Genomic DNA, 24,260 nt, shown 5'->3' on the forward strand with positions numbered 1-24,260 from the left:
AAATCGAGCTGCTAGCCTCTGCACTTTTCGCTGCAACTCTCTGTATTTTCTACTTGCACAAAACAGTTAAGAACTCCGGAACAATTAATGAAGATGGAACTATTACTTCTGGTACAGTAGTTAAATTAGAAGTGAAAAACTATGAAGAACCAACAATTGATAAAAAGATTAACGGAAAATTGGAAGCGTTACCAATCAATCCGTTAACTAATTATAATTATGATATTAAAACATTAATTCCAGAAGACATTAAGGAATATAAAAAATATGTGGTAACAGATACTTTGGATAATCGTTTAGTGATTCAAGGAAAGCCAATCGTGAAAATTGATGGAGCAGAAGTAAATGCAAGCATTGTAGAGGTAGCTATAGAAGGTCAAAAAGTAACAGCTACAGTAAAAGATTTCACAAAATTAGATGGTAAAAACGAATTTCATTTGCAAATTAAATCTCAAGTAAAAGAAGGAGTACCATCTGGTTCGGAAATTTTCAATACAGCAAAAATACATTTTTCAAATAAAAATGATGTAATTGGAGAAAAGGAATCTAAACCCGTAGTTGTTATTCCGACAACTGGAATAATTGAGTTAACAAAAATTGATGGTGCTAATAAGAATAAATTAAAAGGTGCAGAGTTTGTACTTAAAGATAATAATGGAAAAATAGTTGTCGTAGCAGGAAAAGAAGTAACAGGTGTATCAGATGAAAATGGTGTTATTAAATGGTCTAACATTCCATATGGAGACTATCAAATTTTTGAAACGAAAGCACCAACATATACAAAAGAAGATGGTACAAAAGCATCTTATCAATTATTAAAAGACCCCATTGATGTAAAGATTAGTGAAAATAATCAAACGGTTAAATTGACGATTGAAAATAATAAAAGTGGATGGATTCTTCCGGTAACGGGTGGTATAGAAACGACTCTTTTTACTGTAATAGGCCTTACTTTAATGCTTACAGCGGCATTTGTTTTCTTTAGAAAAAAGTTTGCTAGAAATTAAGATTTTAGGAACATGTAACCATATGAAAAGGGGAGAAGCAAAATGCTTTCCTCTTTTCGATATTTAAGCGTATACAGAGGTGGAAATATGAAACGAAATCTTGTTTTGGGAGGTATTTTCTTATTTGGATTAGGTATTTTTTTATATCCTACTATTAGTAATTGGTTGGCGACCCGTACACATTATTCTGAGATTAGCTCTTACGATAAGAAGATTAAAGCATTACAAAAGAAAGATGTCGAACGTAGGGAAAAAGAAGCAGTCGAATATAATAAACAAGTTCAAACTTCTGCGAAAATATTTACAGATCCATTTTCTGAAAAAAAAAGTAATCATCAAGCGTATGCTGATGCGTTAAATTTAGGAGATGTAATGGGGTATATTGAAATATCGAAAATTAATATAAAACTGCCAATCTATCAAGGGACCTCTGAGGAAGTATTAAGTCGCGGGATAGGTCATTTAGATTTTTCTTCGCTCCCGGTAGGTGGAGAAAATACGCACACTATTTTAACAGGGCATCGTGGTTTACCATCAGCAAAATTATTTACAGATTTAGATAAGTTGAGTGAAGGAGATCTTTTTTATATTCATTCTTTAGACAAAGTTCTTGCTTATAAAGTAGATCAAATTAAAGTAGTGTTACCACACGAAATGGAAGATCTACAAATTGTAGAAAATAAAGATTATACAACTTTAATTACGTGTACGCCTTATGGAGTAAACACCAATAGATTGCTAGTTCGAGGTGAGCGTGTGGAGTTAAACGAGAAAGAAAAACAAAAAGTGAGTACAGAGATATTTATGTTTAATAAGTGGACTGTAATAGTTCCACTCCTATTGTTATGTGTGTTTCTAGTCGTAATTTATAAGAAAAGGTTTACTCGATAGAATGTATGTATTTATCCTGCATTAATGGGAAGTGGGACCGTAAATTCAGAGATAAGTAAAGAAGGTATATAGGGGATTGAAGTAAATCATCATTAATAAAAATTTCATTTTATTCGACTATAGAAAAAATACGGTAAAGGTGGGAACAAAGGAATTGAGGCTACGATTAAAGCTGGTAAGTATTCATTTTATTGTTTTGTTAATGTTAAGTGTAAGTTTTGTCATATATGTACCAAAAGAAGTATATGGATCCACGACAAACTTAGAAGGTCTAGGTGATATATCGCGCTATAATGCTGTTGTCTTTGGTAACCATAAAGCAATAGGTGGCGACATTGAAGGAGCAATTGCAGTTCAAGGTGATATGGATGCATCGGGGTATACAATTGTAGGTGCTGCAGCGGGAACATCTAATATAGTAGGTGAAAAATGGGTTGATGAGGGATATCCGTCCTTGTTATTGTCTGGAAAATTTAAGAAATCAAGAGAAGAATCTTTTATCATTCAAAACGGAATAGTCGTAATGACAAAAGAGAGTGATCCAGATCGCATCATACAATCCTCTTATGATCGTATCGTTTATAAAGAAAAACTAGAAATTGACGCGAAATTTAATGAATTTCGCAATATAGTGAACCAAGTCAGTAAAAATGCAGGTCAATATAAAACAAATACCCCAATTCCAAATATGAGTCATGGAATCGGAAAAGATATAAACAATCCTAATATTTATGTTTCATCAGAATTGACAGGGAAAATTAATTTAGATATAAGAGATGTATTTTTACCGAGTGCTAAGGACAAAGATTTTATTGTTATGTATTCGGATGCAACAGAGGTTACATTTAAAAATGGGTCTATTCTATATGACACGAACAATATTGGAAGGGCTACAGATATAGTTCCTACATCACAACCATATTCTCCTAATTCCCCGTTTACTGAGCTATATGGGAAAGTGATTTGGGTTTTTCCAAATGCGAAAAAAATTATAACAGAGGGATATGGTGTCGTTGGTAGTGTGTTTGCCCCCAATGCTGTATTAGAAACAAAAGGCGGTTCGATTAATGGACAAGCATTTGTCGGTGCGGTACAACAAACTGGTGGATTTGAATTTCACAATTTCAAATTTAACTGGCAACATTGGAACAAGCCTAGTACAGGAAAAATAAAAATAAAAAAGGTTGATAGTAATAATGTTAATAAAAAATTGATCGGAGCAAAGTTTCATATAGAAGATTCAAATAAAAAAGTAGTTGGAGAACTAGTAACAAATGAAGAAGGAGAAGCGATATCAAAAGACTTACCAAAAGGAAACTATACCCTTGTAGAAATAGAAGCGCCAAAAGACTATGAATTATTAAAAGATAAAATAGCTGTAAAAGTAGAAAAAGATGCAGTAGTAGAAATTAAAATAGGAAATAAGAAATTGCCAGATCCAATGGGAAAAATGAAGTTAGTGAAAGTAGACATAAGTGATAAAAATAAAAAGCTAGCAGGGGCAAAGTTTCATATAGAAGATTCAAAAGGAAAAATAGTTGGAGAACTAGTAACAAATGAAGAAGGAGAAGTAATATCAAAAGACTTACCAAAAGGAAACTATACCTTAGTGGAAGTAGAAGCACCTAAAGGTTACGAATTATTAAAAGAAAAAATAACTGTAAAAATAGAAAAAGATGCAGTAGTAGAAATTAAAATAGGAAATAAGAAATTGCCAGATCCAATGGGGAAAATGAAGCTTGTGAAAGTAGACATAAGTGATAAAAATAAAAAACTAGCAGGGGCAAAGTTTCATATAGAAGATTCAAAAGGAAAAATAGTTGGAGAACTAGTAACAAATGAAGAAGGAGAAGTAATATCAAAAGACTTACCAAAAGGAAACTATACCTTAGTGGAAGTAGAAGCACCTAAAGGTTACGAATTATTAAAAGAAAAAATAACTGTAAAAATAGAAAAAGATGCAGTAGTAGAAATTAAAATAGGAAATAAGAAATTGCCAGATCCGACTGGGCAATTTGAAATTGAAAAAGTTGATGATATGGATAGTGAATTAAAGCTAAAAGGCGCTGTATTTCAAGTGTTAGATAAAGAAGGGAAAGAAGTTAGTAGATTAATAACGGATGAAAAAGGAAAGGTGATTTCCAACCAATTAGCAATTGGAAAGTATACGATTAAAGAAATAAAAGCACCGAACGGATACATGTTACTTAGAGATCCAATAGAAATAGAAATTACAGAAGCAGTAAAGACACAAAAAATAACAGTGAAAAATGCGAAGAATAACTGGGTAATTCCTAATACTGGTGGGAGTGGAACAACAATTTTTTACGTAATTGGTATTATGCTAATGTTTGCTGTGCTATATTTCTATAAGAAAAATCGTATATTATGAACTAATTTTATAGAGTTAGACAGATCGTTGCGTTAGAGAGTTTTTAGGACATGAGTTCGGTATTGTACTGGACTCATGTTACTAAATTTGTTGAAGGAGGAAGGATAATAGTAAACATAGAATATGTTAATGAATTAAAATATTCAAGAGGTGAACATGGTGGCAATAAAACAAGACGAAATTAAAGTAGTTGTCGGAGCTGGAGTGTTTAATAATAATCCAGGTTGGATTCAAACGCAAGAAGATGAACTTAACTTACTAGATAAAGCTACGTGGGAAGGAAGATTTGAATACAACTCTATTTCAGCTATTTTAGCTGAGCATGTATGGGAACATCTTACTTTTGAAGAAGGTGTAAGAGCAACTGAAATTTGTTATGAATTTTTAAAACCATCTGGTCATATTCGGTGCGGAGTCCCTGATGCATTCTTTCAGGATGAGGCATATCAAAATATAGTTCAAATAGGGGGCCCCGGTCCGAAAGATCATCCAGCAGCAAGTCATAAAATCGTTCATAATTATATAACATTAACGAAAATGTTTGAAACTGCTGGATTCGAGGTAGTTTTACTTGAATATTGTGATGAAAATGGTCGGTTTTATTACAACGAATGGGATGCAAACGACGGTGTTATTTTCCGTTCGAAAAGGTATGATTCTAGAAATAAAGGCGATAAACTTGGTTTTCCATCGCTAATTGTCGATGCGATTAAGCGCTAATCATTCAACAAAAAAGGAGTTAATCCTATGATTTCATAAGTCGCAAATGCGGCTTTTTTATTTGTACATAAATCTATATTTAATTTTCAATATTATATAACTCGATTTAGAAAATATTTAAGTTTTTCTCAGCACCATTCACTTTAAATTAACACTTCGTTGACATAAATATTTATTTTATATTTATATTCGTGTAAAATGAAATGGGAACATATATTCTATATAAGGAGACAATCAAAATGATAGCTGAAATTAGGAAACTAACTGATGGATATATTGTAAAATTTGAACGCCAATTTCCATATACGGCAGAAGAAGTTTGGTCTGTATTAACAGAAAACAGTTCATTCATAAATATTGATATTTTAGAGTGTCAACTAAACTCAGTACTTGAATTTACTTGGGATAAAGACCGTGTCAGATTTGAAATACATAATGAGGAAAATGGTACTCTTTTACTTCTTAAAGAGTACATTCATGAATTAACAGATCATACACCGAGAGATGTAGCTGGTTGGCATATTTGTTTAAATCTTTTTTCTTTCGTTTTAGAAGGAGAAGAGAAAGAATTTTCTAAAGATGAATGGCAACAGTGGTTTGAAATATACAAGGATAAGATTCATGAAGTGAGAGGATAATTGCATAATAGGTAATATTCATTATGTAATTATTATATTGTAAAATTGCTTTTGTGAATAAATAAGAATAGAGGTTAATATGAAAGTAAATCAATTAATTGCTAATAACATAAATAAATTAGATGCAACTATACCGTTTAATAAATCGTTTGGAATTGCTGGTTTATCTGGATCGGGTAAAACAACTTTTTGCCAAACAATTGGTGAAGAATCAAAAAAACGATTAGTTTCTTTATTACCAAAGGCTGAATATCAATATTTATTTCCTAACATTATGGAAACAAATTTTAGTGCCATTAAGATGGAAGAAATGCCTTTAGTACTTTTTCTAGGAAAATCATCGATTTCGTCTAATCCGCGTTCAACGATTGGTACTCATACTGGTGTTTTTACAGAGGTTCGGGAAAAACTTGCTGAAGTATTTAATCTTTCTCCAGAGGTCTTTTCATTTAATAATCAATTAGGCTGGTGTACTGGTTGTAAAGGCCGTGGTACTACAAAAAATGTTGAGTGTAAAAAATGTAAGGGAAAACGTTATAGTGAAGAAATTGAACAACATGAAATTGATTTGTTGGCCAAGCCACATTCAATTTCAAATATTAATGATTTAAGTGTTGAATCTATTCTTTCACTAGCAAAAGAGTTAAATATTAGTGAAGAAAAACAGCATATACTGCAAAATATTATTAATATGAACATTGGTTATTTAACATTAAATCGAATTATGGGTACGTTATCAGGTGGAGAGTTAACACGACTTTATTTGGCCGAATTCATGGCAGTAAGTGAAAATGCTGTAATTATTATTGATGAGATTTCAGTTGGACTTGATCATGAAACTTTATTACAAATTTTAGAAGAGATTAAACGATTAGGGTGTAAAAATCAAATTTGGCTTATTGATCATTCAGATACAGTACTAGATACATCTGATGAGCAATTGTTCTTTGGACCTGGTAGCGGAAAATATGGCGGGAAAATTGTGGAAGAATCACCAAGACCAAAGTCAATACTGTGGGATCGAAATAAAGAAATACCAACAGAATTTTATAGATTCTATGATTTATATTGCCGTAATATCCAAATGGAGGAGTTTCAAATTCCTAAAAACAGGCTTGTAACAGTTACAGGAGAATCAGGATGTGGGAAATCTACACTTGTCAACGAATGTCTAGCTACAGATTTTTTGAAACGATATCCAAAAGATAAATTAGTTATGGTAGGACAAGACCGAAATCAATCAATTACAAGTCGATCAACTGTAGCAACTTTCCTAGATATTAAAAAGAAACTGACAAAGTATAGTGAAGACATTGATGATATTTTTGAGCGCTCGATTGAGGATATTATTGATGAACTTCCAAATGAAGATATCGCTTATAAACGTTTGAGCCTACTAATTAAATTAGGACTTGGCTATTTAACATTAGAGAGAAAAACACAAACATTATCGACAGGTGAGTTTCAATGTGTTCATTTAGTTTCGGAATTATTTGCAAACACTAGAAATCCACATACATTATTCATTTTTGATGAGCCTTCAAAAGGTTTATCACAAAATATTTTAAATCAATTTATCGATAGTATTAGAGGTATTCTGCAAGATGAATCAGTTTCTATCATTATGATTGAGCATAATCGTTACATGTTAGAAAGCTCTGATTATATAGTTGATTTTGGAAAAAGGCAGAATGAATCTGTAGAGCATTTGGATGTTGTTAATCATGAGGATTACTATCGTCAAAAAAGTAATGTGAATAGCACAAAGAAAATAAATATCTCTTCAATGCTTAAGCAGAAAAAAGGAGTTCACTATTTAGAAGAAAATCATATTAACTATTTTAAAAATGCCGAAAATGTTTATAAGGGCGGTATTTTAAAAAGTTTATCATCAATGGCTAGGTTAATTTATGGTGAATATGAATCTGATACAATCGCACCTGTTATTGCTATTGATCTTGAAAGACATTTATATAGTCAATATAGTTTCTTATATGAGATTGGTGGATTAATTAATCATATTGTAGCTACTCATCCAATTAATAAAGATACGAGAAGTTTTGATTTCTATTCACAGGACAATCATTGTCCATCTTGTTCTGGACGTCTTCAAATTGAAGTTTTTGATAAAGATATTGCCATTCAAGATAAAAGTGTTCCATTTTGGGATGGGCTATTCGATCCAGAAATCATGAAGGTATTAAAATTTTATCAGCATGAAAAAATAGAATTTCTATTCGAAGAAATAAAAAATGAGCTTGGTCATGATTTGTCAAAGAGCTATAATGATATGTCAGAAGAAGAAAAGCATACGTTTTGGTACGGATATTTTGAAAAATCATTTTATGATAAAAAAGGAAAGACACGCAGAACATGGGTAGGATTTAATACAATTATTGGTGGATATATTGTTATTTCAAAAGCACCTATTAAAGAAGAAATTAAGAGTTCAAAAAAAATGATGAAATGTCCAATTTGTGAGGGGACGGTTTTAAATCATCATAAGCCACTTAAATTTGGTAACGTAGATATTCGTGAAATAATCAATCAGCCTATTAATAAAGTATTGAAAACAGTTGGTGATTTACCGGCACTTGTTAAATTGAAGTCTATTGTTGGTGGCGATATGGTATTGACAGAAGATGTTTCTTTATTGCCAAGAAAAGCACAAGTTGCACTGAAGATGTTTGAATTAGAACAAGCAAGCTTTTCAAACTATGAAATGGTGTTACAAAATGTCTTACCATTCTGGGGCGAAATAAAAGGAAATATCGAATCCATTAGTATTAATAATCAAGTAACTGTTTGTGATTTCCCTAATGTTTATGAAACGAGAGAAACCATTATAGATAAGTATTTCACAAATGGTAAATATAAAAAACTTACGTATGTATACGAAGCGTTTGGATACAAAAAATTAGTTACCCAAATTAATAAAATTAAAAAGAGTAATCCATGTCCATTTTGTAAAGGTAAGAAAGTGATAACCGAAGATAATCTACATGATGGTGTCTTTAAACTAACAATTCCATGTGTAACTTGTAATGCAAGTGGTATTAATGACGAAGGGTTAAAAGAAGTTGTTGAGGGCGTGGATGTACAAACGTGGTTAACTGGAAAAGTAAGTGATGTTGTGAATGAAAGCTTATTAACAGAAGCTGTTGGACAAATACCAATTTTTAATCGCATACGTGAGTTGGATAAACGAGATATGATGGCGGTTTATGAATGTCTTGAGAAAAATAACTAGTGATGGATTGTCAATTGCAGTAGTCATAAAAACAGGAATATAGGTTTTTAATTATATAAATATAACATGTTAAATTGTTATTTAAATCGTTAAAAATAGTTGACCCTCACACAATGTCATTGTTTAAGATAAAGTTGAGCTTCAAAGTAGATGTAACTTATAGGAGGAAATCATGTTTAAAATAGGGGATTTTTCAAAACTATCTTCCATTAGTATACGAATGTTGAGACACTACGATAAAGTGGAATTACTACAACCAGTAAAAGTCGATGAGCAGAGTGGATATCGATTTTATTCAGCAGACCAATTAAAAAAAGTAAATCAAATTCAAACGTTAAAAGCTATGGGGTTTAATATTGCTACCATCAAAGAAATAATAGAATGCGATAATATAGATACCATAAAAGAGCAATTTTTAAATCGTAGTGCTCAAATTAAAGAAGACATGAATAACCTCCAAAAACAATTACGTCTCCTCGAAGACTCAATGAAAACGATGAGAGAGGATGTTGTTGAGATGAATTATCATGTTTCAATAAAAGAAATTCCAGAAAGAACTGTAGCTAGTGTTAGAAAGATTATTCCATCGTATAATTGCGAAGGTGATTTATGGAGTGTATTAATGCAAGAAATTCAAATGAAAAATATTAGTATTGCCCAACCGAGTTATAGTATTGCGGTTTTCCATGATCGTGAATACAAAGAAAATGATGTAGATATAGAAATACAGCTAAGTATTCTAGGTAAGCACGAAAATACAAAAGACGTTACATTTAAAAATATGGAATCGACTAATGTAGCTTCTATAACAGTTAATGGAAGTTATGAACAGATGACAGCTGTAAATGAGGCTGCGGCAAAATGGATTGAGACAGAGGGTTATAAATTAGCAGGCCCGATGTTTAATATTTACCATGTGAGCCTAGCGATGGAAGCGGATCCTAATAAGTGGGTTACAGAAGTTTGTTATCCAGTTAAATGAAGATAAAGAAAAAAGGCATTATTTATATGTCTTTTTTCTTTATAAACTTATCCATAAATATCAAGATAAATTACTTCTTGATTTGATTCGTCAACTACTAGCACGATTGAATTTGCAAATGTACAAAATGAGCGGATTATAATGGATTCCTTTAATGAATCTTCTAAAAACCAACCTGTTGGTAATAAAGAAATGCAACCATCTTTTTGGAAATTTCAGCAATGTTTACATTAGCAACAAAATCCACCGGAATAAGGGGCTTTTCTCTTAAATAATTTAATGGTATGTGTACCCTCCATCAGGAAATAATACATTACCCGTAGTAAAACTATTTTGCATTAAATATAGGACAGTATGTGCAATTTCATCATTAAATCCAGCTCGTTGTACAAGTGAAAGAGATTTATAAGCTTCGTAAGCAACTAGTCTATTTTCATTTTGTTCATTTTCTCTTTGTATTGTTCCAGGAGAAACCACATTAACTCTAATAGGAGCTAATTCCACAGCTAAAGCCTTCCCTAAACTTTCAATAGCACCATTGCAAGCTCCATAAGCAGGAGCGCCTTTAAGTGGTCTTTGACTAAATGCACCAGACATTAACACAATCGATCCAGAGTTTGAAAGAAAAGGAATTGCATATTTTACGGCATAATATTGAGGCCAAAACTTTCCGATGAAGCTACTTTCAGCAATTTCCTCTGTAGAGGTAATCGGTCCAAGTGTGTAAGAGGCTCCCGGTGTGAATAAATGATCAAAGTTCCCAACTATCTTGAAAAAATTTTGTAATTGCTCTTTATTTTGATTATCCAATATATAAGTTTGAAGATGATTGTTATTTATTACTTCTCGAGCAACTTTTAATTTTTCTTCCGAGCGTCCGGCAATAATAACATGTGCGCCTTGTTTAATTGCTTGTGTTGCTGTTGCTAATCCAATACCAGAACTCCCGCCAATGATAACAATACGGCTATTTTTTAATGTAGTAATAGACATATTTTAGCCACTCCTTTAATAAAAAATTTAGAATATAACTAACTGTGCTATGCTTTTATTATTCGCTAAAAGGGAGCAAGTGAAAAGTACGCACTTTATATGTACATAGTCGCAAATTTCGTACTAATCGCTATACATGCGGATAAGTAATAGGAAAAATTTCTAAATATGGTTTATCCGGCATTAACGGGCAGTAAAACTCTCACCTGTTATGAAGTGACCTTTGTCAATAGTTTTTCACCCATAATATTTTTCTTGATGGCATACAAAAGCTTCAGAAATAAGATCTATCGACAGTTAACCACTCTGTTATTCGTGGATTGGTTACCTCAGGTTAATGGTTCGTCGTTAGGCTCTTATAATCTCACTGCGTGGATCACACCTTTTCAAATTCTAATAAATAGCTTGTTTATCAGAATTTCAGCCATGCCAGAAGAGGTGAGTCATAGATAGCCAGACCTGTAATTCACTATCTCTGAAGCTCATCTATGCCATCAATTGATACCTTTGGTTTCTAACTATGAATGAATCAATCAACTTCATATCCTTCCCTCTTTATTTTCGGTGAATTTTACCTGTTTCTAATCCCCATATAAAACACCCCAGTTCTCTTGCGATAGCTGTAACGGCAACATTTCTAGGTTTCCCTTGATATATCATGCGATAATATTTTCTTTGTAACCTTTCTACAGCCTGATCCGCATAAGCAATCACTTCGCTTCGTTGCCCTTTTTGTCTTGCTTTCACTCGCTTCGATTTTAATCCGATTGTTCCTTTTACCAACGCATTTGCACATTCTACAAGAGTAGACCTAACGGTCGAATTTCCTTGTTTTGTAATCGAACGTCGACTGATTTTTTCTCCACTTGAGCTTTCGCTTGGTGTCAATCCTACATAAGCCATAAATGCTTTAGCCGTGGGAAAACGAGTGAAGTCTGCAATTTCCACATGAACAGTCATTGCCGATGTTGTATCTATACCTTTTAAGCATCTTAAATTTGCGATTGGTTCTTCGTACCTTTCACGATGAGATAATTCTTCTAATCTCAGACTGAACCGCTCAATTTTATCGACTAGAACATCATACTGTAATAGGTATTCGCCTAACGTTTCTTTGAATAATCCTTGTAGATCAAGATTCTTTAACCATTTCATATAAGCGATTGTCCAGCTTGATTTCCCTTCATACACATAGCCATGCCTTAAAAGGAATGCTTTTATCTGTTGTTTTATTTTTTTCAAAGATGTTTTAAAATCACCTAACATGCGGATATACTCTTTCACGGCAACATCCTCTTCTTCTGGAACATATACTTCTTTATAGGTGCCATTTGCTAAATTAAGAGCAATCATTTTGGCATCGAATTTATCATTTTTAACCATTTTATTTTTTGATGAACTGTACATTGTTGTGGGAGCTAAAATATCACAATCAATTCCATTTTGTTCAAGAAGATTATGAAGTGAATACCCTAAACAACCAGCCTCATATCCAGCTTTAATTTTTATATCTTCACCATATTTTGTTTTCAGTTTCTCAACGAATTTTTTTACGAGAGATACATTTGAAGCACATCGTGCTTCTCTTACAATTTCCCCAGTTGTTCCGTGTAGTGCACATAAGCTAAAACTTTCCTTGTGGACATCCATCCCAATATAGATTATATTTTCCATAGTGGCCTCCTATTATCATAGGGTATAACCCCATTCATAATGTTTTCATTCATTATTATGGGTTAAAATCCCTGACTTGATAATCTAGGAGGTCGCTTCATATTATCTCAAAGTTAGGAAAATGCAAGGAAGTTAGGTAAGAGATCAATAGCCCGTAAAAGCCCGATTGGTTCAACTAATAATCAGTGTGGGATGAACAAAACCCCCACTGATTAAAGTTTCACTTTATGATATCTGAGGAGAGGTGAGAAAAATGGATTTACAAGAACCGAAGTTAAAAGGGGTAATAGCAACATTACAAATAATCGGTGGGAAATGGAAGCCACTCATTTTGTTTATTTTGCTAACAGATGGAATGAAACGTTTTGGTGAATTAAAGAGATTAATACCAGATATATCTCAAGGGACGTTAGCGAAGCAATTACGTGAATTAGAGCAAGATCAACTAATAAAACGCGAAATTTATCAAGAAATACCACCTAAAGTAGAATATAGCTTAACTGAACATGGAAAAACAGTCAGTACTGTTTTGGATAGTATGTGTAGTTGGGGAAGAGGGCATTTAGAATATATAGATAAAGATAAACCATAAAAATGTTATGTAAACTTATTGTAGTGTGAAGGGAAATGTTGTTTTAATAATTTGTATTTTATAATATATAATTAAGGAGTGTCGTAGGTTATTATACATATTTAATTTATTTTTACAAAGGGGAAGTAATAAGATGAACGAATTAGAGTATAAAAGCTTCTATAATAAAGTAGGAAGATTAAATGGATGGGATTTTAGCAAAATAAAATGTGAAACTGTAGGAGATACATGGGACTTTTATAGTGAGGTAAAAGAAAGGTGTAAACCATCACATATTTTACTTGATGTTGGTACAGGCGGAGGAGAAAATGTACTTAACATAGCATCATCAGCTAAATTGTTGATTGGAATTGATAATTCTAACGGCATGATTGCAACGGCACATTCTAACTTGAAAAAATCAGGTGTACAAAATGTTGAGTTTCTTCAAATGGGTTCTGAAGCTTTAACATTTCCACATGCACATTTTGATATTGCTTCAAGTTGTCATGCCCCGTTTCTGGCATCTGAGTTAGCGAAAGTAATGAAAAAGGGTGCCTTTTTCTTAACACAACAAGTAAGTGAGAATGATAAATTAAACCTGAAAGAAGCATTTGGTAGAGGACAATGCTTAGGTGAACGGGATGGTACTTTAAAAGAAAATTATATGAATGAACTTATTAGTGCAGGATTTGATCTCGTGCAAGTACGTGAATATGATGTTACTGATTATTACAGTAGGTCTGAAGATCTCATTTTCTTATTAAAACATACCCCTATTATTCCTAGATTCGGAGAACAGGAAGAGGATTTTACTATTTTACAAAAGTTCATTGATACGTATAGTTCTGAAAAAGGGATTCGTACGAATTCAAAAAGATTTATGATTATTGCTGTTAAATTATAATGTATTTTAGTGTAAAAGTTGCTTTTCATTTAAAGAAAAGCAGCTTTTTGTGTGGAAAAGAATACAGGAAATACTTGAAAATAATAGAAATAAATAAAATGTAAATTAAAAAATCAAAATATGGAGGATAAATGTTTTGAAACGTTACTATATTAGCAATGAAAAAATAAATGTACATATTACTGAATGGGGGAATAATGACAAGCCCGTTATCTTTTGTTTACATGGATTAGGTAGTACGAGTTTAAGTTTTATAGAAATTGCTGAGGAATTAAAAGAAGAGTATAGATTTATCTCCGTTGATGCACCTGGACATGGTAAAACACCCCCATTTGAAAGAACAGAAGATTATGAGATGCACAATTTAGCAAATTGGTTAAATGAAATAATAAATGAATTGAGAATCGAATACTTCTATTTTCTATCACATTCATGGGGAAGTTTTGTAGCGTTATTTTATTTGTTAAATCATCCAGAAAAAGTACAAGGAAGTATTCTTATTGATGGTGGATATCAAACAAAAAGGCTTCGAGAAGAAACGTTGGAAGAAGAAATTGCTTATTATGAAAAGGACTTTGATGAATACGTTTTTAATAATTGGGACGAATTTTTCAAAAGTGAAAAAGAAGCTTATACTAGGTGGTCTTCATTGTTAGAAGTTGCTGTAAAGGATCTAGGGATCGAAATGGATAATAAAGTATGGTGGCATGCCAGGGGGAATACAGCTAGTAATATAATAAGAGGTATGCATAAAGATGAAACAATAGATATATATGAGAAGCTACCGGCTAATATTGTATTACTTCGAGCTACAGTCCCACAAGTTTGGGCGGATTATAGAGATAAGACAGCAAATGTTTTTAAAGAGAAAACGGACAGTATAGTAAAAGTAATTCCTGATACTACCCACATGTTGCACTGGGATAAACCGGAAATTGTTATAGCGGAAATAAAAAATAATTGGAGCTAACATATTCATACTAAAGTTGTAGTTTCTATATGAAAAATCCATCCTTCCGTTTGATTTTATCTATTTATAAGTGTAATACAATACGAATAGATAATAAGAAATGAGGGGGAATGTAAAGTGATTACACATATATCAGATATAAAACTACAGACGGTTTCCATAGAAGGGGTAAAACAAGTTTATAAGAACATATTATCTTTTCCAATAAAAAAAGAAACAGCATCCTTCATTCAATTTGAAGTAACACCTTATACAACAATTAGTTTTCAAGAAGTGTATGAACCAATCGCACCTGCGCATTTTGCTTTTGAAATCCCATATTCAAAATTCCATGAAACAGCAAGGTGGTTAAACGACTCTGGATTACTCATTGTGAAATGGCAAAATGGAAATGTAATTGGTGAAGAGAATGGTCTATTCAATTTATACTTTAAAGACCGAGATGGAAATCTACTCGAAATTATTGCGCATAGTTATGTTAAAGAAGATGTATTAGTACCATATTCACCTTTAAACATTTTATACGTAAGGGAAATCGGTCTTCCCGTTAAGAGTGTACCTGTTTTTACGGAATGGTTAAAATCAAATCTAAATATGAAAACGATGGAAGATGGGGATATTTTTAACTTTGTTATAGGTGGCACTGCATATATCGTCGTGACTTGGTGGCAGCGACCTTGGATTCCAATTGCGATGAAAGCTCTATCACCGAAAGTATACGTTTCTTTCGGAACACCAGACGTCGCATTTTTACAGCGAATCCAAAATAACTTTAAGAAAAATAGTGTATCATTTGAATGTAAACGTAATGAAGTATCATTTATTGAGCAAGGATATACATTTTCAATTGTGCATACATCAGAGTTCCATTCGGATATTCCTAAACAATTAAACTTACCGCTTTCTATTTAAGGATGGAAAGCGGTAAGTTTTTTGTATATTCGTGAAGAAGGTTTTAGCTAGGATTATAGTGAATTTAAAGAGAAGTATAAGGTGTTATTCTAATTTATGTTAAGAGGGGAAATAAAGTGGTTTTAGGTAATCCAATTGCAAAAGGGAATACAGCAGAAATTTATTTAACTGATGATAAGGTTGTAAAATTATTTAAAGATTACCTCCCAGATACAGAGTCTATGAATGAAGCAAAAAAACAAAAATATGCGTATTCATGTGGGTTGCCAGTTCCAAACGTATTTGAAGTGAAAAAGATACAAAATAGACAGGCAATTATTATGGAACATGTAAAAGGGGACAACATTGGTGATCTTCTGCTTAATAATTTAAATGAGGCAGAGCGTTATATCAGCCTTTGTGTGAATGAGCAAAAAAAGATCCATGCTATACATGTAAATACAGATGAAATGGAGTTAATGAGGGAAAGGTTAGAGCGTCAAATTAAATCTGTGCATAAATTGGATGAACGCAAAAAGAAGGATATATTACAAAAATTAGATTTTATTACATTTGATTTTAGGCTATGTCATGGAGATTTTCATCCATTTAATTTGATTTTGAGTAAGGAAGAGAAAGTGAAAGTTATAGATTGGGTAGATGCTAGTTCAGGTGATATTCGCGCAGATGTATTTCGAACATATTTGTTGTACTCACAATCTTCGGTAGAATTAGCTGAGATGTATTTACATATATATTGCAGTCGTACCGGCATATCAAGAGATGAAGTTTTTCAATGGGCTCCTATTATTATTGCAGCTAGATTTTCTGAAAAAGTATCACCGCAAAATGAAGTGTATTTGAGAAGATTATTGAATCAGTATTTATAAGTCATAAAAAAGGTTGTCAGCTAATTAATAAATGCTGTTGTTTAACCAAAGTTTCCTTGCAGTTAAACAACGGCATTCTTAAATATTGATATAGGTATTCTTATTTTCGATCTTCATCCTATAAAGGTTCATAATCCGTACTTGTTCCTCCGTTAATTCTTCTTTATCCCAATACATATGCATTAAGCTATATTCAAAAATCTCCTTTAATTTAATAAATAACGGAAACTTGTCTTTCATCTCTTTTGGTAGCTCATTTTCCTCTTGGTAGCCTTCAAATAGTGCTTTTGTAATAGAATACTCATAGTCAACGATATTCCCATTTCCAGCAAATGAATATTCTATCGCACTATAAATAGGAACGGCTAAATCGAATATGTAAAAATGTTTTTGGAATGAATCCAAGAGAATATCAACTTAACAAAATGCCTATTCAATCATTTGTTAAACTAAATTTAAATAAAGAAGGGGCGTTTAAAATGAATATTTCTAGAAAAATAGAGGTTGAACAGTTACGAGACAGGAAGAGTGAGCTATTTGATAAAGAGGTACTTAACATATTAAATGGTCAAGTTATGTATGAAGAATTTAAAAATAAAAAGCTAATGGGTGATTCTGATTATGCACCATTTAATGAGGCAATGTGTGTGAACTCGGCTACTACTCAAGTTTTTAATGAAGAGTTTATTAAAACAAGAGCGAAAGGACATAACAGTTCAGTAGAAAGTTATATAAAAAAGGTTATAGATCCGTTAGAAAACCTTTTTACGAAAAAGTATAAATGTATTGTTCTATGGTTTGGTGAAGATATGTTTTGCCAAATGAACTTACTTACCATACTTTCTCACCTTGAACAGTCTGCTTATGAAGGGAAGGTATACTTAAATAGCTTTAGAGAGGATGAATTTAAAGTAAATCAAATTGAACTTGAATTGGGGAATTATTCTTCTATATACAATGAAGTACTAGTAAACCATAAAAAGACCTCTCATAAGGTGCCACCTGTAATGTATCAGGCTATAGACTTATTTTTAGAAATGTTAACAGAAGATAATGCAGTAATGAAATTCATCTCTAAAAATAAAGATTTATCAACTCGTGAATTATTAATAAAGTTGTTTTATCTTTTTCCAACAATCGGATATGGAGATACTCAGTACATAGAGCTGATTAATAAAATAAAGAAGAAAGCTACACCAAAAATATAGGTGCAGCTTTCTTCTTATAATTGCTCAAGTAATTCTAATTCTTTTTCTACAAATAGCATTAGTTCTTTAATTGTTTCACCAGAAAAATCAAAACGAATACCGGCTGCATCATACACTTCTTTTATAGATTGCGAGCTTTCTAGTGATAATGCCTTTTTATAATTTTCTAGCGCTTGCTTAGGATCCTCTTTATATTGTTTATACATTTGTAATGCACCAAGTTGGGCGATCGCATATTCAATATAATAAAATGGTACTTCAAAAATATGGAGTACAGGTAGCCAACTCGTTGCTATCCAGTTTTCGTAGCCATCAATATGTATGACGCTAGACTGATAATGTTTTTGAAGTTGTAAGTATTTTTCATTTCTTTCTTCAGAAGTATGACTTGGATTTTCATACAGCCAGTGTTGAAATTGATCGACAATAAGCATAATAGGTAAATATGAAATAACATCTTTAAAGAAGTTAATTTTTGCTTGTTTTAAATCTTTTTTGTCTGTATAGAAGGTATCCCAATAATTAAGCGAGAATAACTCCATTGTCATACTGGCTAGCTCAGCTGTTTCAGCTGGAATTTCTATATACTGTCGTAATTTTAATGGTTTTATGAGTTCGTTATGAATACTATGACCCATTTCATGTATAAAAGTGACAATATCATCTTGTGTATAATTTAAGTTCATAAAAATATAAGATAATTGTGAAGCTGGTAAGTACTCACAAAAGCCACCAGCTGCTTTTCCTTTGCGGCTTGTTAAATCAAGACAATTGTGTTTATACATTCGGTTTAAAAGTGCTGAAAATTCAACATCTAGTTTATTAAAGATATGAGTGCTCTTTTCAATTAAATCATTTTCATTTGCAATAGGTTTAAGTACTTTTTGATCTGGAGTTACAGCTGATACATCCCACGGGCAAAGCATATCCAATTGCAGTTTATCTTTTTTCTCAAGCAATATTTTATCTTTAAGAGGCACAACATACTTACGTATGGATTCAGCTAGTTCATAGCAATCTTTCGCTGAATAATCAAAACGCTCGTATTTTTTGAACATATAATCGCGATAATTCTCTAGTTGAATATTTTTTGCTTTTTGATGGCGAATTTCAATTAATTGATTTAATATATTTTGGAGTTCTTTTTCAACAGATAAAAATTGTTCAGAAATAATGGTTTTTGCCTTTTTACGGGTGTCACGATTCGAATCTTGTAAATAGGATTGTAATTCTGTTATCGTTTTTTCTTCTCCGTCCCAAATTCCACTTAATCCTCCAGTGATTTCAAAGTACTCTGTGACTAATTTGTCTTCCTGTATTTCTAATTCGATATTTTCCTCACAAAATAACTTTTGAGCATTTTTTATTTTTGTATCTAATAAACCATATACGTTAGAATCTAATTCCATTCGAAAAGGTGACTCTAAATATTTATTATCCAATAAATTTTGGTACCGCTTTAAAAGTGGCTTTACAAATTGTTGATCATGTTCAAAAGTATCCTTTATTTCTTCATCATCCGTATTACATTGAAAGGCGATGTAATGTGATGTTAATTGTTCTTCGATGTCCCAAATTACTTTTGACTGCTCTTTTAACCAATTTTCAAGGTCTAGTTTTGAAGAAATCATTTTATTTAATAAAGTCGAAAGAGTTTTTTCCAATTGTAGTACATTACTAATATCAATCGTATTTACATGTTGCATTATATATCCCTCACTTTTTATTTATTCATAGAGATATTCTATTTATTAATTGTAATTCCCTTGTTAAGTGGGGGAAATGTGAAATAATGTTAAATTTAATAATTAAAGAAGGTATTTATATGTCAAAGTAAAAAGTTTATCGTAAATGAAAATATATGGAGGGGTGCTGCATGAGAAAGGGAAAGAAGTTACTTGTATTTTTATTTCCACTTGCTTTATTATGTGCCTGTGAGAATGACATTGAAGATGCTAAAAGTGAAGAGTCTATAGTGATGGATATTGCTACAGCCGCGGTAAAGGAGGAATCTTTTTTTAGTGCTGCTATAAGAGATGAAAAAGAAAGAATATTAGATTTAGAGATTGCTGATAGCGAAGATGGTAACGAAATAAAAAATGATATTAATAAAAGATTGGTGATACAAGGTGTAACGTCTTATAAAATCAATATAACTCAAAGAAATAGAGAAGTTGTAAAGGCAGAGAGTAGATGGAATCAAGTTTTTGGACATATATTTGATGACGTATTCAGAAAAAAGGGATATGAAGGGTTTGGTATTCAGCAAATAAATTATAAAAAGAATCAATCTGTTACCATTGATATAAAAACTAAGATTAGCGATGATGAAGTAGGGGCGAGAGGACTTGGACAGAAAATAGAAAAAGAAGTTGAAGGGGTACTTAAAACAGAAGAAGTAAAGAAATGGATTGAAAATGATTCATATGCTATTGGGATTTACGATATAGATGATCGGAAAATTAACTAATTGAGGAATGAATGCTATATGAATGAAAAATCGATATAATTACTGGAGGTGTAATATGTATAAGTATTTACATATTTTAAACGACATAGAAAATATGATTCAAAATGGAGAAATAAGAGAAGGAAAGAAATTACCGTCTATACGGTCACTCGTTACGCAATATGAATGTAATAAGGCAACAGTTATACGTGCTCTTCATGAATTAGAAAAGCGTCACATTATATATTCTGTCCCTCAAAGTGGATACTACGTTGTTAAAAAATCAGAGAGTACTATAGAAAATAACGAGATAATTGATTTTGCCTCCTCAGCACCAGATCCAGATGTTTTTCCGTATTTAGATTTTCAACATTGTATTAATAAGGCTATTGATACGTATAAAAATGATTTGTTTGTATATGGAACGCCGAAAGGCTTACCATCTTTAATACCAGTTATTCAAAAACAACTAGCAAATTATCAAGTCTTTACAAAAGAAGAAAATATTTTTATAACATCCGGTGTTCAGCAGGCACTTGCTATATTAACTTCTATACCATTTCCGAATGGAAATGAAACTGTATTAATTGAACAACCAACATATCATCTATATATTGATTATCTAGAAATAAATAAAGTTCCTGTAATCGGTATTAAACGTACGAATGAAGGTATCGATTTGAATGAATTGGAGCAAATATTTCAAACCGGAAAAATAAAATTCTTCTATACGATACCGAGATATCATCATCCGCTTGGAACGTCTTATTCTAAAGATGAGAAAGAAAAAATCACACTATTGGCTAAGAAATACAATGTATTTATAGTGGAAGATGATTATTTAGCAGATTTAGAAACTGATTCAAAAGCAGATCCATTATATAGCTTGGATAATTGTAGTCATGTCATATATTTGAAAAGTTATTCGAAGATTATTTTTCCAGGTTTACGGGTTGGAGTTGCGGTCATTCCACCATCCATTGCAAATGCGTTCTATACATACAAAAAGATACTAGATATTGATAGTCCGATGATTTCTCAAGCGGCTTTAGAAATTTATATAAAGAGCGGTATGTTTGAACGTCATAAAAGTAAAATTAATTCTTCCTACTATAATAGATCAATAAAACTAGCAGAAACATTAGAAAAAGTGCAAAATGAAGATCCATCATTATTTACATATAATAGACAAAACACATTTGGAATACACACTTGTTTAGAAATGCAGAAAAACACAGTTACAGAAACACTTATACAAAAATTAGGTGACAGGCAAATAAGTGTCGATACTATTGATAAGAATTATATGAGGAATTTCCCTAAAGAAAAACTATTAAAGTTAAATGTTTCGAATGTAAAAGAAGATAAGATTGAAGAAGGTATTCGTAAAGTAATTGGGGAAATCAAGCAATTAAGACAGTTTAATTTTCAGTTTAGAAAAGAATAATTTGAATTAGGAGGTTTGTTTGGTTTTGAGGCGAAAAATCATTCTCTTGTTTGTATGTAGCGCTATAGTAGTTGGTGTAATGGTTGTGGCTAAATATAAAAAAAGAGAATGCATAGCAGTTGCAAAGTATTCAAGAGGTATTATCGTAGATTAAAATAACGAACCTATAACTAATGTGAAAATTTATGAAGATTCAATTGAAAGTAAGATGCGTAGTATTTCAAATGCACAAGGTGAATTTGAAATACCACATGGAGTTTGTGGTGAAATTGCATTAAAATTAGTTACTCAGAATGGGGAAGTCTATACGAGAAAATATGATAAGAATCATGTGTAAGAAGAAAACTAAAGGTGAATAAAATGAAACCATTACAGAGAAAAGTAGCAGTTGTGGACGGAGCAACTATATATGTAACTGAATAACTATATGTTTTTTAAGAGCGCTCTTAGAAAAGAGTGCTCTTTTTCATTAATGTAAATATTTACTTAGCATCTTTTTAAAATGATTTTTATCATAATTTACATATTGCGTAGCTGTATTTCGTATTGGATCTCCGGCATAAAATCTTTCATACAATTCGTGTCTAGATCCTAATGGACTTCCAATGATATCCCAGGCTAACTTAAATAATTTTGTGCGTTGTTCGGCATCTATATTCGTTCCTTTAAAGTGCTTTTTCAATAAATTAGCTATCGGACTTTGGAAGTCATTCGAGCTCGAAGGAAGTTGAATGAACCCACCTGCTCCAATTAATTGTAAAATTTCTATTGCACGGGGATAATATTTGGAACCAAGATTCCTTGCAGTTTCGATATATTTAAAATTCGGCAAATAAGTTTTCGTTTCATTTGTAGTACCTTCAACTTCTGCAGCAATTAAAAGTGCGCGAATTGTTTCGATTTGCATAATTAATTCCCCAAGCTTCTCTTGAACATGCAAATAAGTAGTAGCACCGATCGCTTCAGCAATTTCACAAGCAATTGCAGTTATAAATTCTAGCTTTACTACTAATCGTACAATTGCTTGGTGATAAGCTAAACTACTAGAAGCTACATCTGACTTTATTGCCCATAACGCTTCAGGGTTGTTATATAGTAAGACTCGTTCCCATGGTACAAATACATTATCAAAGATTAATAGTGCATCCATTTCATCGTACTGTGAGCTAAGAGGGGAATCAACTGTAATTGAATGTGTATTCGCAAATGGTTCTCTACAAACCATATGTAATCCAGGGGAATTGGCTGCCACGATGAGAAAGTGAGCTAAATCTTTTTGAGTATCAGTCAGTTTTGCTAATGGATAGATTAATAAATCATTTGAATAAGGAGAAGCAGTACCAATCATTTTAGCACCACTTAAATAAATTCCATCAGAAGTTTTTTTCGTAACTCTTAGTAATCCTAAGTCGTTTGTATTCAACATTGATTCTGTAGATCGATTTATTTGTGGATCACGTTGAACTACGCTTAAGAATAAGTGATTATCTCTTGCTTCTTCATAATAAGATGTAATTTTATCTGGAAACTGTGCATCGAATTTTTTATAAAAATATTTTGATACGTACCAGCCAGTAAGTCTCGATCTTGCGTAATCAGATAGTCTACTCATTACACCGTCTGTAGCATAACTCCACGTTTCAAAAGCGGTTCTCCTCATTAATAATTCGTTATAGGAATTCGGAACTAAAAAGGCTGTATGGACAAATTCTTTCGTTTTTGGACTAACATATCCAACAGAATCTCTTCGTATTGGATCATCAAACAATGTAAATAAATTAGAAATGGTACTTAATGTTCCTGCAAAATGTTTGTCTGTAGTTACATCTACTTTTTGTCCATAGAGCCAAACGTTACGACCATCTTGTAAGCTCTTTATATAGTAATCTTTCAAATTTTGCATATTTCCTCCTTCTAAAGACTATTCATATATTTGGACATCTTTTAATGGTGGGGAATATACGTGGAAAGTTATTACTGCTGAATCTGTAGCATTATACATTTTATGCACAGTATCTTTTTTTACTGTGAAAATATTTCCCTCTGTAAACTCTTCAATCCGCTCGCTATTATTTTCGTACGTTATATTTTGTAACGTACCATTGACTATTAGTATACATCCTACAGATATTCCATGATCGTGCACAAAGGTCTTTGCTTTGCTGGGGAAATTTAATACTAAAATCTCTACGAATTCAGACTGATAGATAACGTTCCTTCCGTATTCAAGATTAACTGGTGAAGTAATAAAAGGAGCTATTTTATGAAGTGAAATATTTAATGATTGAATAGTGTGTATTAAATTGAACGTATCGTAGTTACATAGGTTATTAAATGCCTTTCTTATGTTATGAATCAATTGCATGTACAACTTCCTCCT

Annotated in this window: 20 protein-coding genes and 2 pseudogenes; 16 read left to right on the plus strand and 6 right to left on the minus strand. The window is 32.0% G+C overall.

Annotated elements, in window-relative coordinates:
* Positions 1 to 65 precede the first annotated feature (65 nt).
* The 7 genes and pseudogenes from MHH55_RS06820 to MHH55_RS06850 all read left to right on the plus strand — a co-directional run.
* Positions 66 to 1,007, plus strand: a pseudogene (locus tag MHH55_RS06820) (isopeptide-forming domain-containing fimbrial protein); the annotation flags it as partial.
* A gap of 87 nt (positions 1,008 to 1,094) precedes the next feature.
* Positions 1,095 to 1,898 (plus strand): class C sortase, encoded by an 804-nt coding sequence (locus tag MHH55_RS06825; RefSeq protein ID WP_078187698.1) that lies wholly within the window; start codon positions 1,095 to 1,097, stop codon positions 1,896 to 1,898.
* A gap of 154 nt (positions 1,899 to 2,052) precedes the next feature.
* On the plus strand, positions 2,053 to 4,290 hold the full coding sequence (locus MHH55_RS06830) for an MSCRAMM family protein (RefSeq protein ID WP_086408042.1): 2,238 nt from the start codon (positions 2,053 to 2,055) through the stop codon (positions 4,288 to 4,290).
* Between the two features lie 156 nt (positions 4,291 to 4,446).
* A complete protein-coding gene (locus tag MHH55_RS06835) occupies positions 4,447 to 5,010 on the plus strand; it encodes a class I SAM-dependent methyltransferase (RefSeq protein ID WP_000225733.1) in 564 nt (187 codons plus the stop codon).
* A gap of 239 nt (positions 5,011 to 5,249) precedes the next feature.
* The gene (locus tag MHH55_RS06840; RefSeq protein ID WP_078187697.1) at positions 5,250 to 5,648 is read left to right on the plus strand and encodes an activator of Hsp90 ATPase 1 family protein; all 399 of its coding nucleotides are present in this window, start codon (positions 5,250 to 5,252) and stop codon (positions 5,646 to 5,648) included.
* A gap of 79 nt (positions 5,649 to 5,727) precedes the next feature.
* The gene (locus MHH55_RS06845) at positions 5,728 to 8,898 is read left to right on the plus strand and encodes an excinuclease ABC subunit UvrA (protein ID WP_000867747.1); all 3,171 of its coding nucleotides are present in this window, start codon (positions 5,728 to 5,730) and stop codon (positions 8,896 to 8,898) included.
* A 172-nt stretch (positions 8,899 to 9,070) separates the two neighbouring features.
* Positions 9,071 to 9,880, plus strand: coding sequence for a MerR family transcriptional regulator (locus MHH55_RS06850; RefSeq protein ID WP_078188097.1), 810 nt, complete (start codon positions 9,071 to 9,073; stop codon positions 9,878 to 9,880).
* A gap of 276 nt (positions 9,881 to 10,156) precedes the next feature.
* On the opposite strand, the gene MHH55_RS06855 is transcribed toward MHH55_RS06850, so the two are convergent.
* Together MHH55_RS06855 and MHH55_RS06860 are read right to left on the minus strand one after the other, a co-directional pair.
* Complete coding sequence (locus MHH55_RS06855; protein WP_000029108.1) at positions 10,157 to 10,873, minus strand: SDR family oxidoreductase; 717 nt, start codon at positions 10,871 to 10,873, stop codon at positions 10,157 to 10,159.
* Positions 10,874 to 11,428: 555 nt separating this feature from the next.
* Positions 11,429 to 12,547: an IS110 family transposase gene (locus tag MHH55_RS06860; protein ID WP_340880263.1), complete on the minus strand. Its 1,119-nt coding sequence runs from the start codon at positions 12,545 to 12,547 to the stop codon at positions 11,429 to 11,431.
* Positions 12,548 to 12,800: 253 nt separating this feature from the next.
* On the opposite strand from MHH55_RS06860, the gene MHH55_RS06865 reads away from it, so the two are divergent.
* From MHH55_RS06865 to MHH55_RS06885, 5 genes are all read left to right on the plus strand, one after another.
* Positions 12,801 to 13,139 (plus strand): winged helix-turn-helix transcriptional regulator, encoded by a 339-nt coding sequence (locus MHH55_RS06865; RefSeq protein WP_000365520.1) that lies wholly within the window; start codon positions 12,801 to 12,803, stop codon positions 13,137 to 13,139.
* 133 nt (positions 13,140 to 13,272) lie between these two features.
* The gene (locus MHH55_RS06870) at positions 13,273 to 14,025 is read left to right on the plus strand and encodes a class I SAM-dependent methyltransferase (RefSeq protein ID WP_001003886.1); all 753 of its coding nucleotides are present in this window, start codon (positions 13,273 to 13,275) and stop codon (positions 14,023 to 14,025) included.
* A gap of 136 nt (positions 14,026 to 14,161) precedes the next feature.
* Positions 14,162 to 14,995, plus strand: a complete 834-nt coding sequence (locus MHH55_RS06875) for an alpha/beta fold hydrolase (protein ID WP_078187929.1) — start codon at positions 14,162 to 14,164, stop codon at positions 14,993 to 14,995.
* A 117-nt stretch (positions 14,996 to 15,112) separates the two neighbouring features.
* A complete protein-coding gene (locus MHH55_RS06880; protein ID WP_078187931.1) occupies positions 15,113 to 15,907 on the plus strand; it encodes a VOC family protein in 795 nt (264 codons plus the stop codon).
* 116 nt (positions 15,908 to 16,023) lie between these two features.
* Positions 16,024 to 16,776: an aminoglycoside phosphotransferase family protein gene (locus MHH55_RS06885; protein ID WP_071730565.1), complete on the plus strand. Its 753-nt coding sequence runs from the start codon at positions 16,024 to 16,026 to the stop codon at positions 16,774 to 16,776.
* 78 nt (positions 16,777 to 16,854) lie between these two features.
* Here MHH55_RS06885 and MHH55_RS06890 read toward each other — a convergent pair whose 3' ends face one another.
* The gene (locus MHH55_RS06890) at positions 16,855 to 17,181 is read right to left on the minus strand and encodes a hypothetical protein (RefSeq protein ID WP_002006075.1); all 327 of its coding nucleotides are present in this window, start codon (positions 17,179 to 17,181) and stop codon (positions 16,855 to 16,857) included.
* On the opposite strand from MHH55_RS06890, the gene MHH55_RS06895 reads away from it, so the two are divergent.
* Positions 17,172 to 17,984 carry an AraC family transcriptional regulator gene (locus MHH55_RS06895; protein ID WP_226794329.1) on the plus strand — a complete coding sequence of 271 codons (813 nt, stop codon included), beginning with the start codon at positions 17,172 to 17,174 and terminating at the stop codon, positions 17,982 to 17,984. The two genes, MHH55_RS06890 and MHH55_RS06895, sit on opposite strands and share 10 nt — an antisense overlap.
* Positions 17,985 to 17,998: 14 nt before the next feature.
* Here the strand turns inward: MHH55_RS06895 and MHH55_RS06900 are convergent, their stop codons facing one another.
* On the minus strand, positions 17,999 to 19,690 hold the full coding sequence (locus MHH55_RS06900; RefSeq protein ID WP_340880540.1) for a M3 family oligoendopeptidase: 1,692 nt from the start codon (positions 19,688 to 19,690) through the stop codon (positions 17,999 to 18,001).
* A gap of 170 nt (positions 19,691 to 19,860) precedes the next feature.
* Here MHH55_RS06900 and MHH55_RS06905 point away from each other — a divergent pair, with 170 nt between their 5' ends.
* The 3 genes and pseudogenes from MHH55_RS06905 (at position 19,861) to MHH55_RS06915 (ending at position 22,217) form a co-directional block, all read left to right on the plus strand.
* Entirely contained in the window at positions 19,861 to 20,454 is a 594-nt protein-coding gene (locus MHH55_RS06905) for a DUF4030 domain-containing protein (RefSeq protein ID WP_078187659.1), read from the plus strand.
* Positions 20,455 to 20,509: 55 nt separating this feature from the next.
* On the plus strand, positions 20,510 to 21,880 hold the full coding sequence (locus tag MHH55_RS06910) for an aminotransferase-like domain-containing protein (RefSeq protein ID WP_078187660.1): 1,371 nt from the start codon (positions 20,510 to 20,512) through the stop codon (positions 21,878 to 21,880).
* A 25-nt stretch (positions 21,881 to 21,905) separates the two neighbouring features.
* Positions 21,906 to 22,217: pseudogene (locus MHH55_RS06915) on the plus strand (hypothetical protein).
* 132 nt (positions 22,218 to 22,349) lie between these two features.
* Here MHH55_RS06915 and MHH55_RS06920 read toward each other — a convergent pair.
* Together MHH55_RS06920 and MHH55_RS06925 are read right to left on the minus strand one after the other, a co-directional pair.
* Positions 22,350 to 23,783, minus strand: a complete 1,434-nt coding sequence (locus MHH55_RS06920; RefSeq protein ID WP_001180384.1) for a 4-hydroxyphenylacetate 3-hydroxylase family protein — start codon at positions 23,781 to 23,783, stop codon at positions 22,350 to 22,352.
* Positions 23,784 to 23,801: 18 nt separating this feature from the next.
* Complete coding sequence (locus MHH55_RS06925; protein WP_001176009.1) at positions 23,802 to 24,245, minus strand: cysteine dioxygenase; 444 nt, start codon at positions 24,243 to 24,245, stop codon at positions 23,802 to 23,804.
* Between the last annotated feature and the right edge of the window lie 15 nt (positions 24,246 to 24,260).

This window comes from Bacillus sp. FSL K6-2944 (assembly GCF_038005385.1).
Lineage (GTDB): Bacteria > Bacillota > Bacilli > Bacillales > Bacillaceae_G > Bacillus_A > Bacillus_A cereus.

What these genes read in the sequence shown, in the direction of transcription:
- MHH55_RS06825 (WP_078187698.1), top strand. Translation starts at nt 1,095, where the DNA reads ATGAAACGAAATCTTGTTTTGGGAGGTATTTTCTTATTTGGATTAGGT.
- MHH55_RS06835 (WP_000225733.1), top strand. Translation starts at nt 4,447, where the DNA reads ATGGTGGCAATAAAACAAGACGAAATTAAAGTAGTTGTCGGAGCTGGA.
- MHH55_RS06840 (WP_078187697.1), top strand. Translation starts at nt 5,250, where the DNA reads ATGATAGCTGAAATTAGGAAACTAACTGATGGATATATTGTAAAATTT.
- MHH55_RS06845 (WP_000867747.1), top strand. Translation starts at nt 5,728, where the DNA reads ATGAAAGTAAATCAATTAATTGCTAATAACATAAATAAATTAGATGCA.
- MHH55_RS06850 (WP_078188097.1), top strand. Translation starts at nt 9,071, where the DNA reads ATGTTTAAAATAGGGGATTTTTCAAAACTATCTTCCATTAGTATACGA.
- MHH55_RS06855 (WP_000029108.1), bottom strand. Translation starts at nt 10,873, where the DNA reads ATGTCTATTACTACATTAAAAAATAGCCGTATTGTTATCATTGGCGGG.
- MHH55_RS06860 (WP_340880263.1), bottom strand. Translation starts at nt 12,547, where the DNA reads ATGGAAAATATAATCTATATTGGGATGGATGTCCACAAGGAAAGTTTT.
- MHH55_RS06865 (WP_000365520.1), top strand. Translation starts at nt 12,801, where the DNA reads ATGGATTTACAAGAACCGAAGTTAAAAGGGGTAATAGCAACATTACAA.
- MHH55_RS06870 (WP_001003886.1), top strand. Translation starts at nt 13,273, where the DNA reads ATGAACGAATTAGAGTATAAAAGCTTCTATAATAAAGTAGGAAGATTA.
- MHH55_RS06895 (WP_226794329.1), top strand. Translation starts at nt 17,172, where the DNA reads ATGAATCCAAGAGAATATCAACTTAACAAAATGCCTATTCAATCATTT.
- MHH55_RS06900 (WP_340880540.1), bottom strand. Translation starts at nt 19,690, where the DNA reads ATGCAACATGTAAATACGATTGATATTAGTAATGTACTACAATTGGAA.
- MHH55_RS06905 (WP_078187659.1), top strand. Translation starts at nt 19,861, where the DNA reads ATGAGAAAGGGAAAGAAGTTACTTGTATTTTTATTTCCACTTGCTTTA.
- MHH55_RS06910 (WP_078187660.1), top strand. Translation starts at nt 20,510, where the DNA reads ATGTATAAGTATTTACATATTTTAAACGACATAGAAAATATGATTCAA.
- MHH55_RS06920 (WP_001180384.1), bottom strand. Translation starts at nt 23,783, where the DNA reads ATGCAAAATTTGAAAGATTACTATATAAAGAGCTTACAAGATGGTCGT.
- MHH55_RS06925 (WP_001176009.1), bottom strand. Translation starts at nt 24,245, where the DNA reads ATGCAATTGATTCATAACATAAGAAAGGCATTTAATAACCTATGTAAC.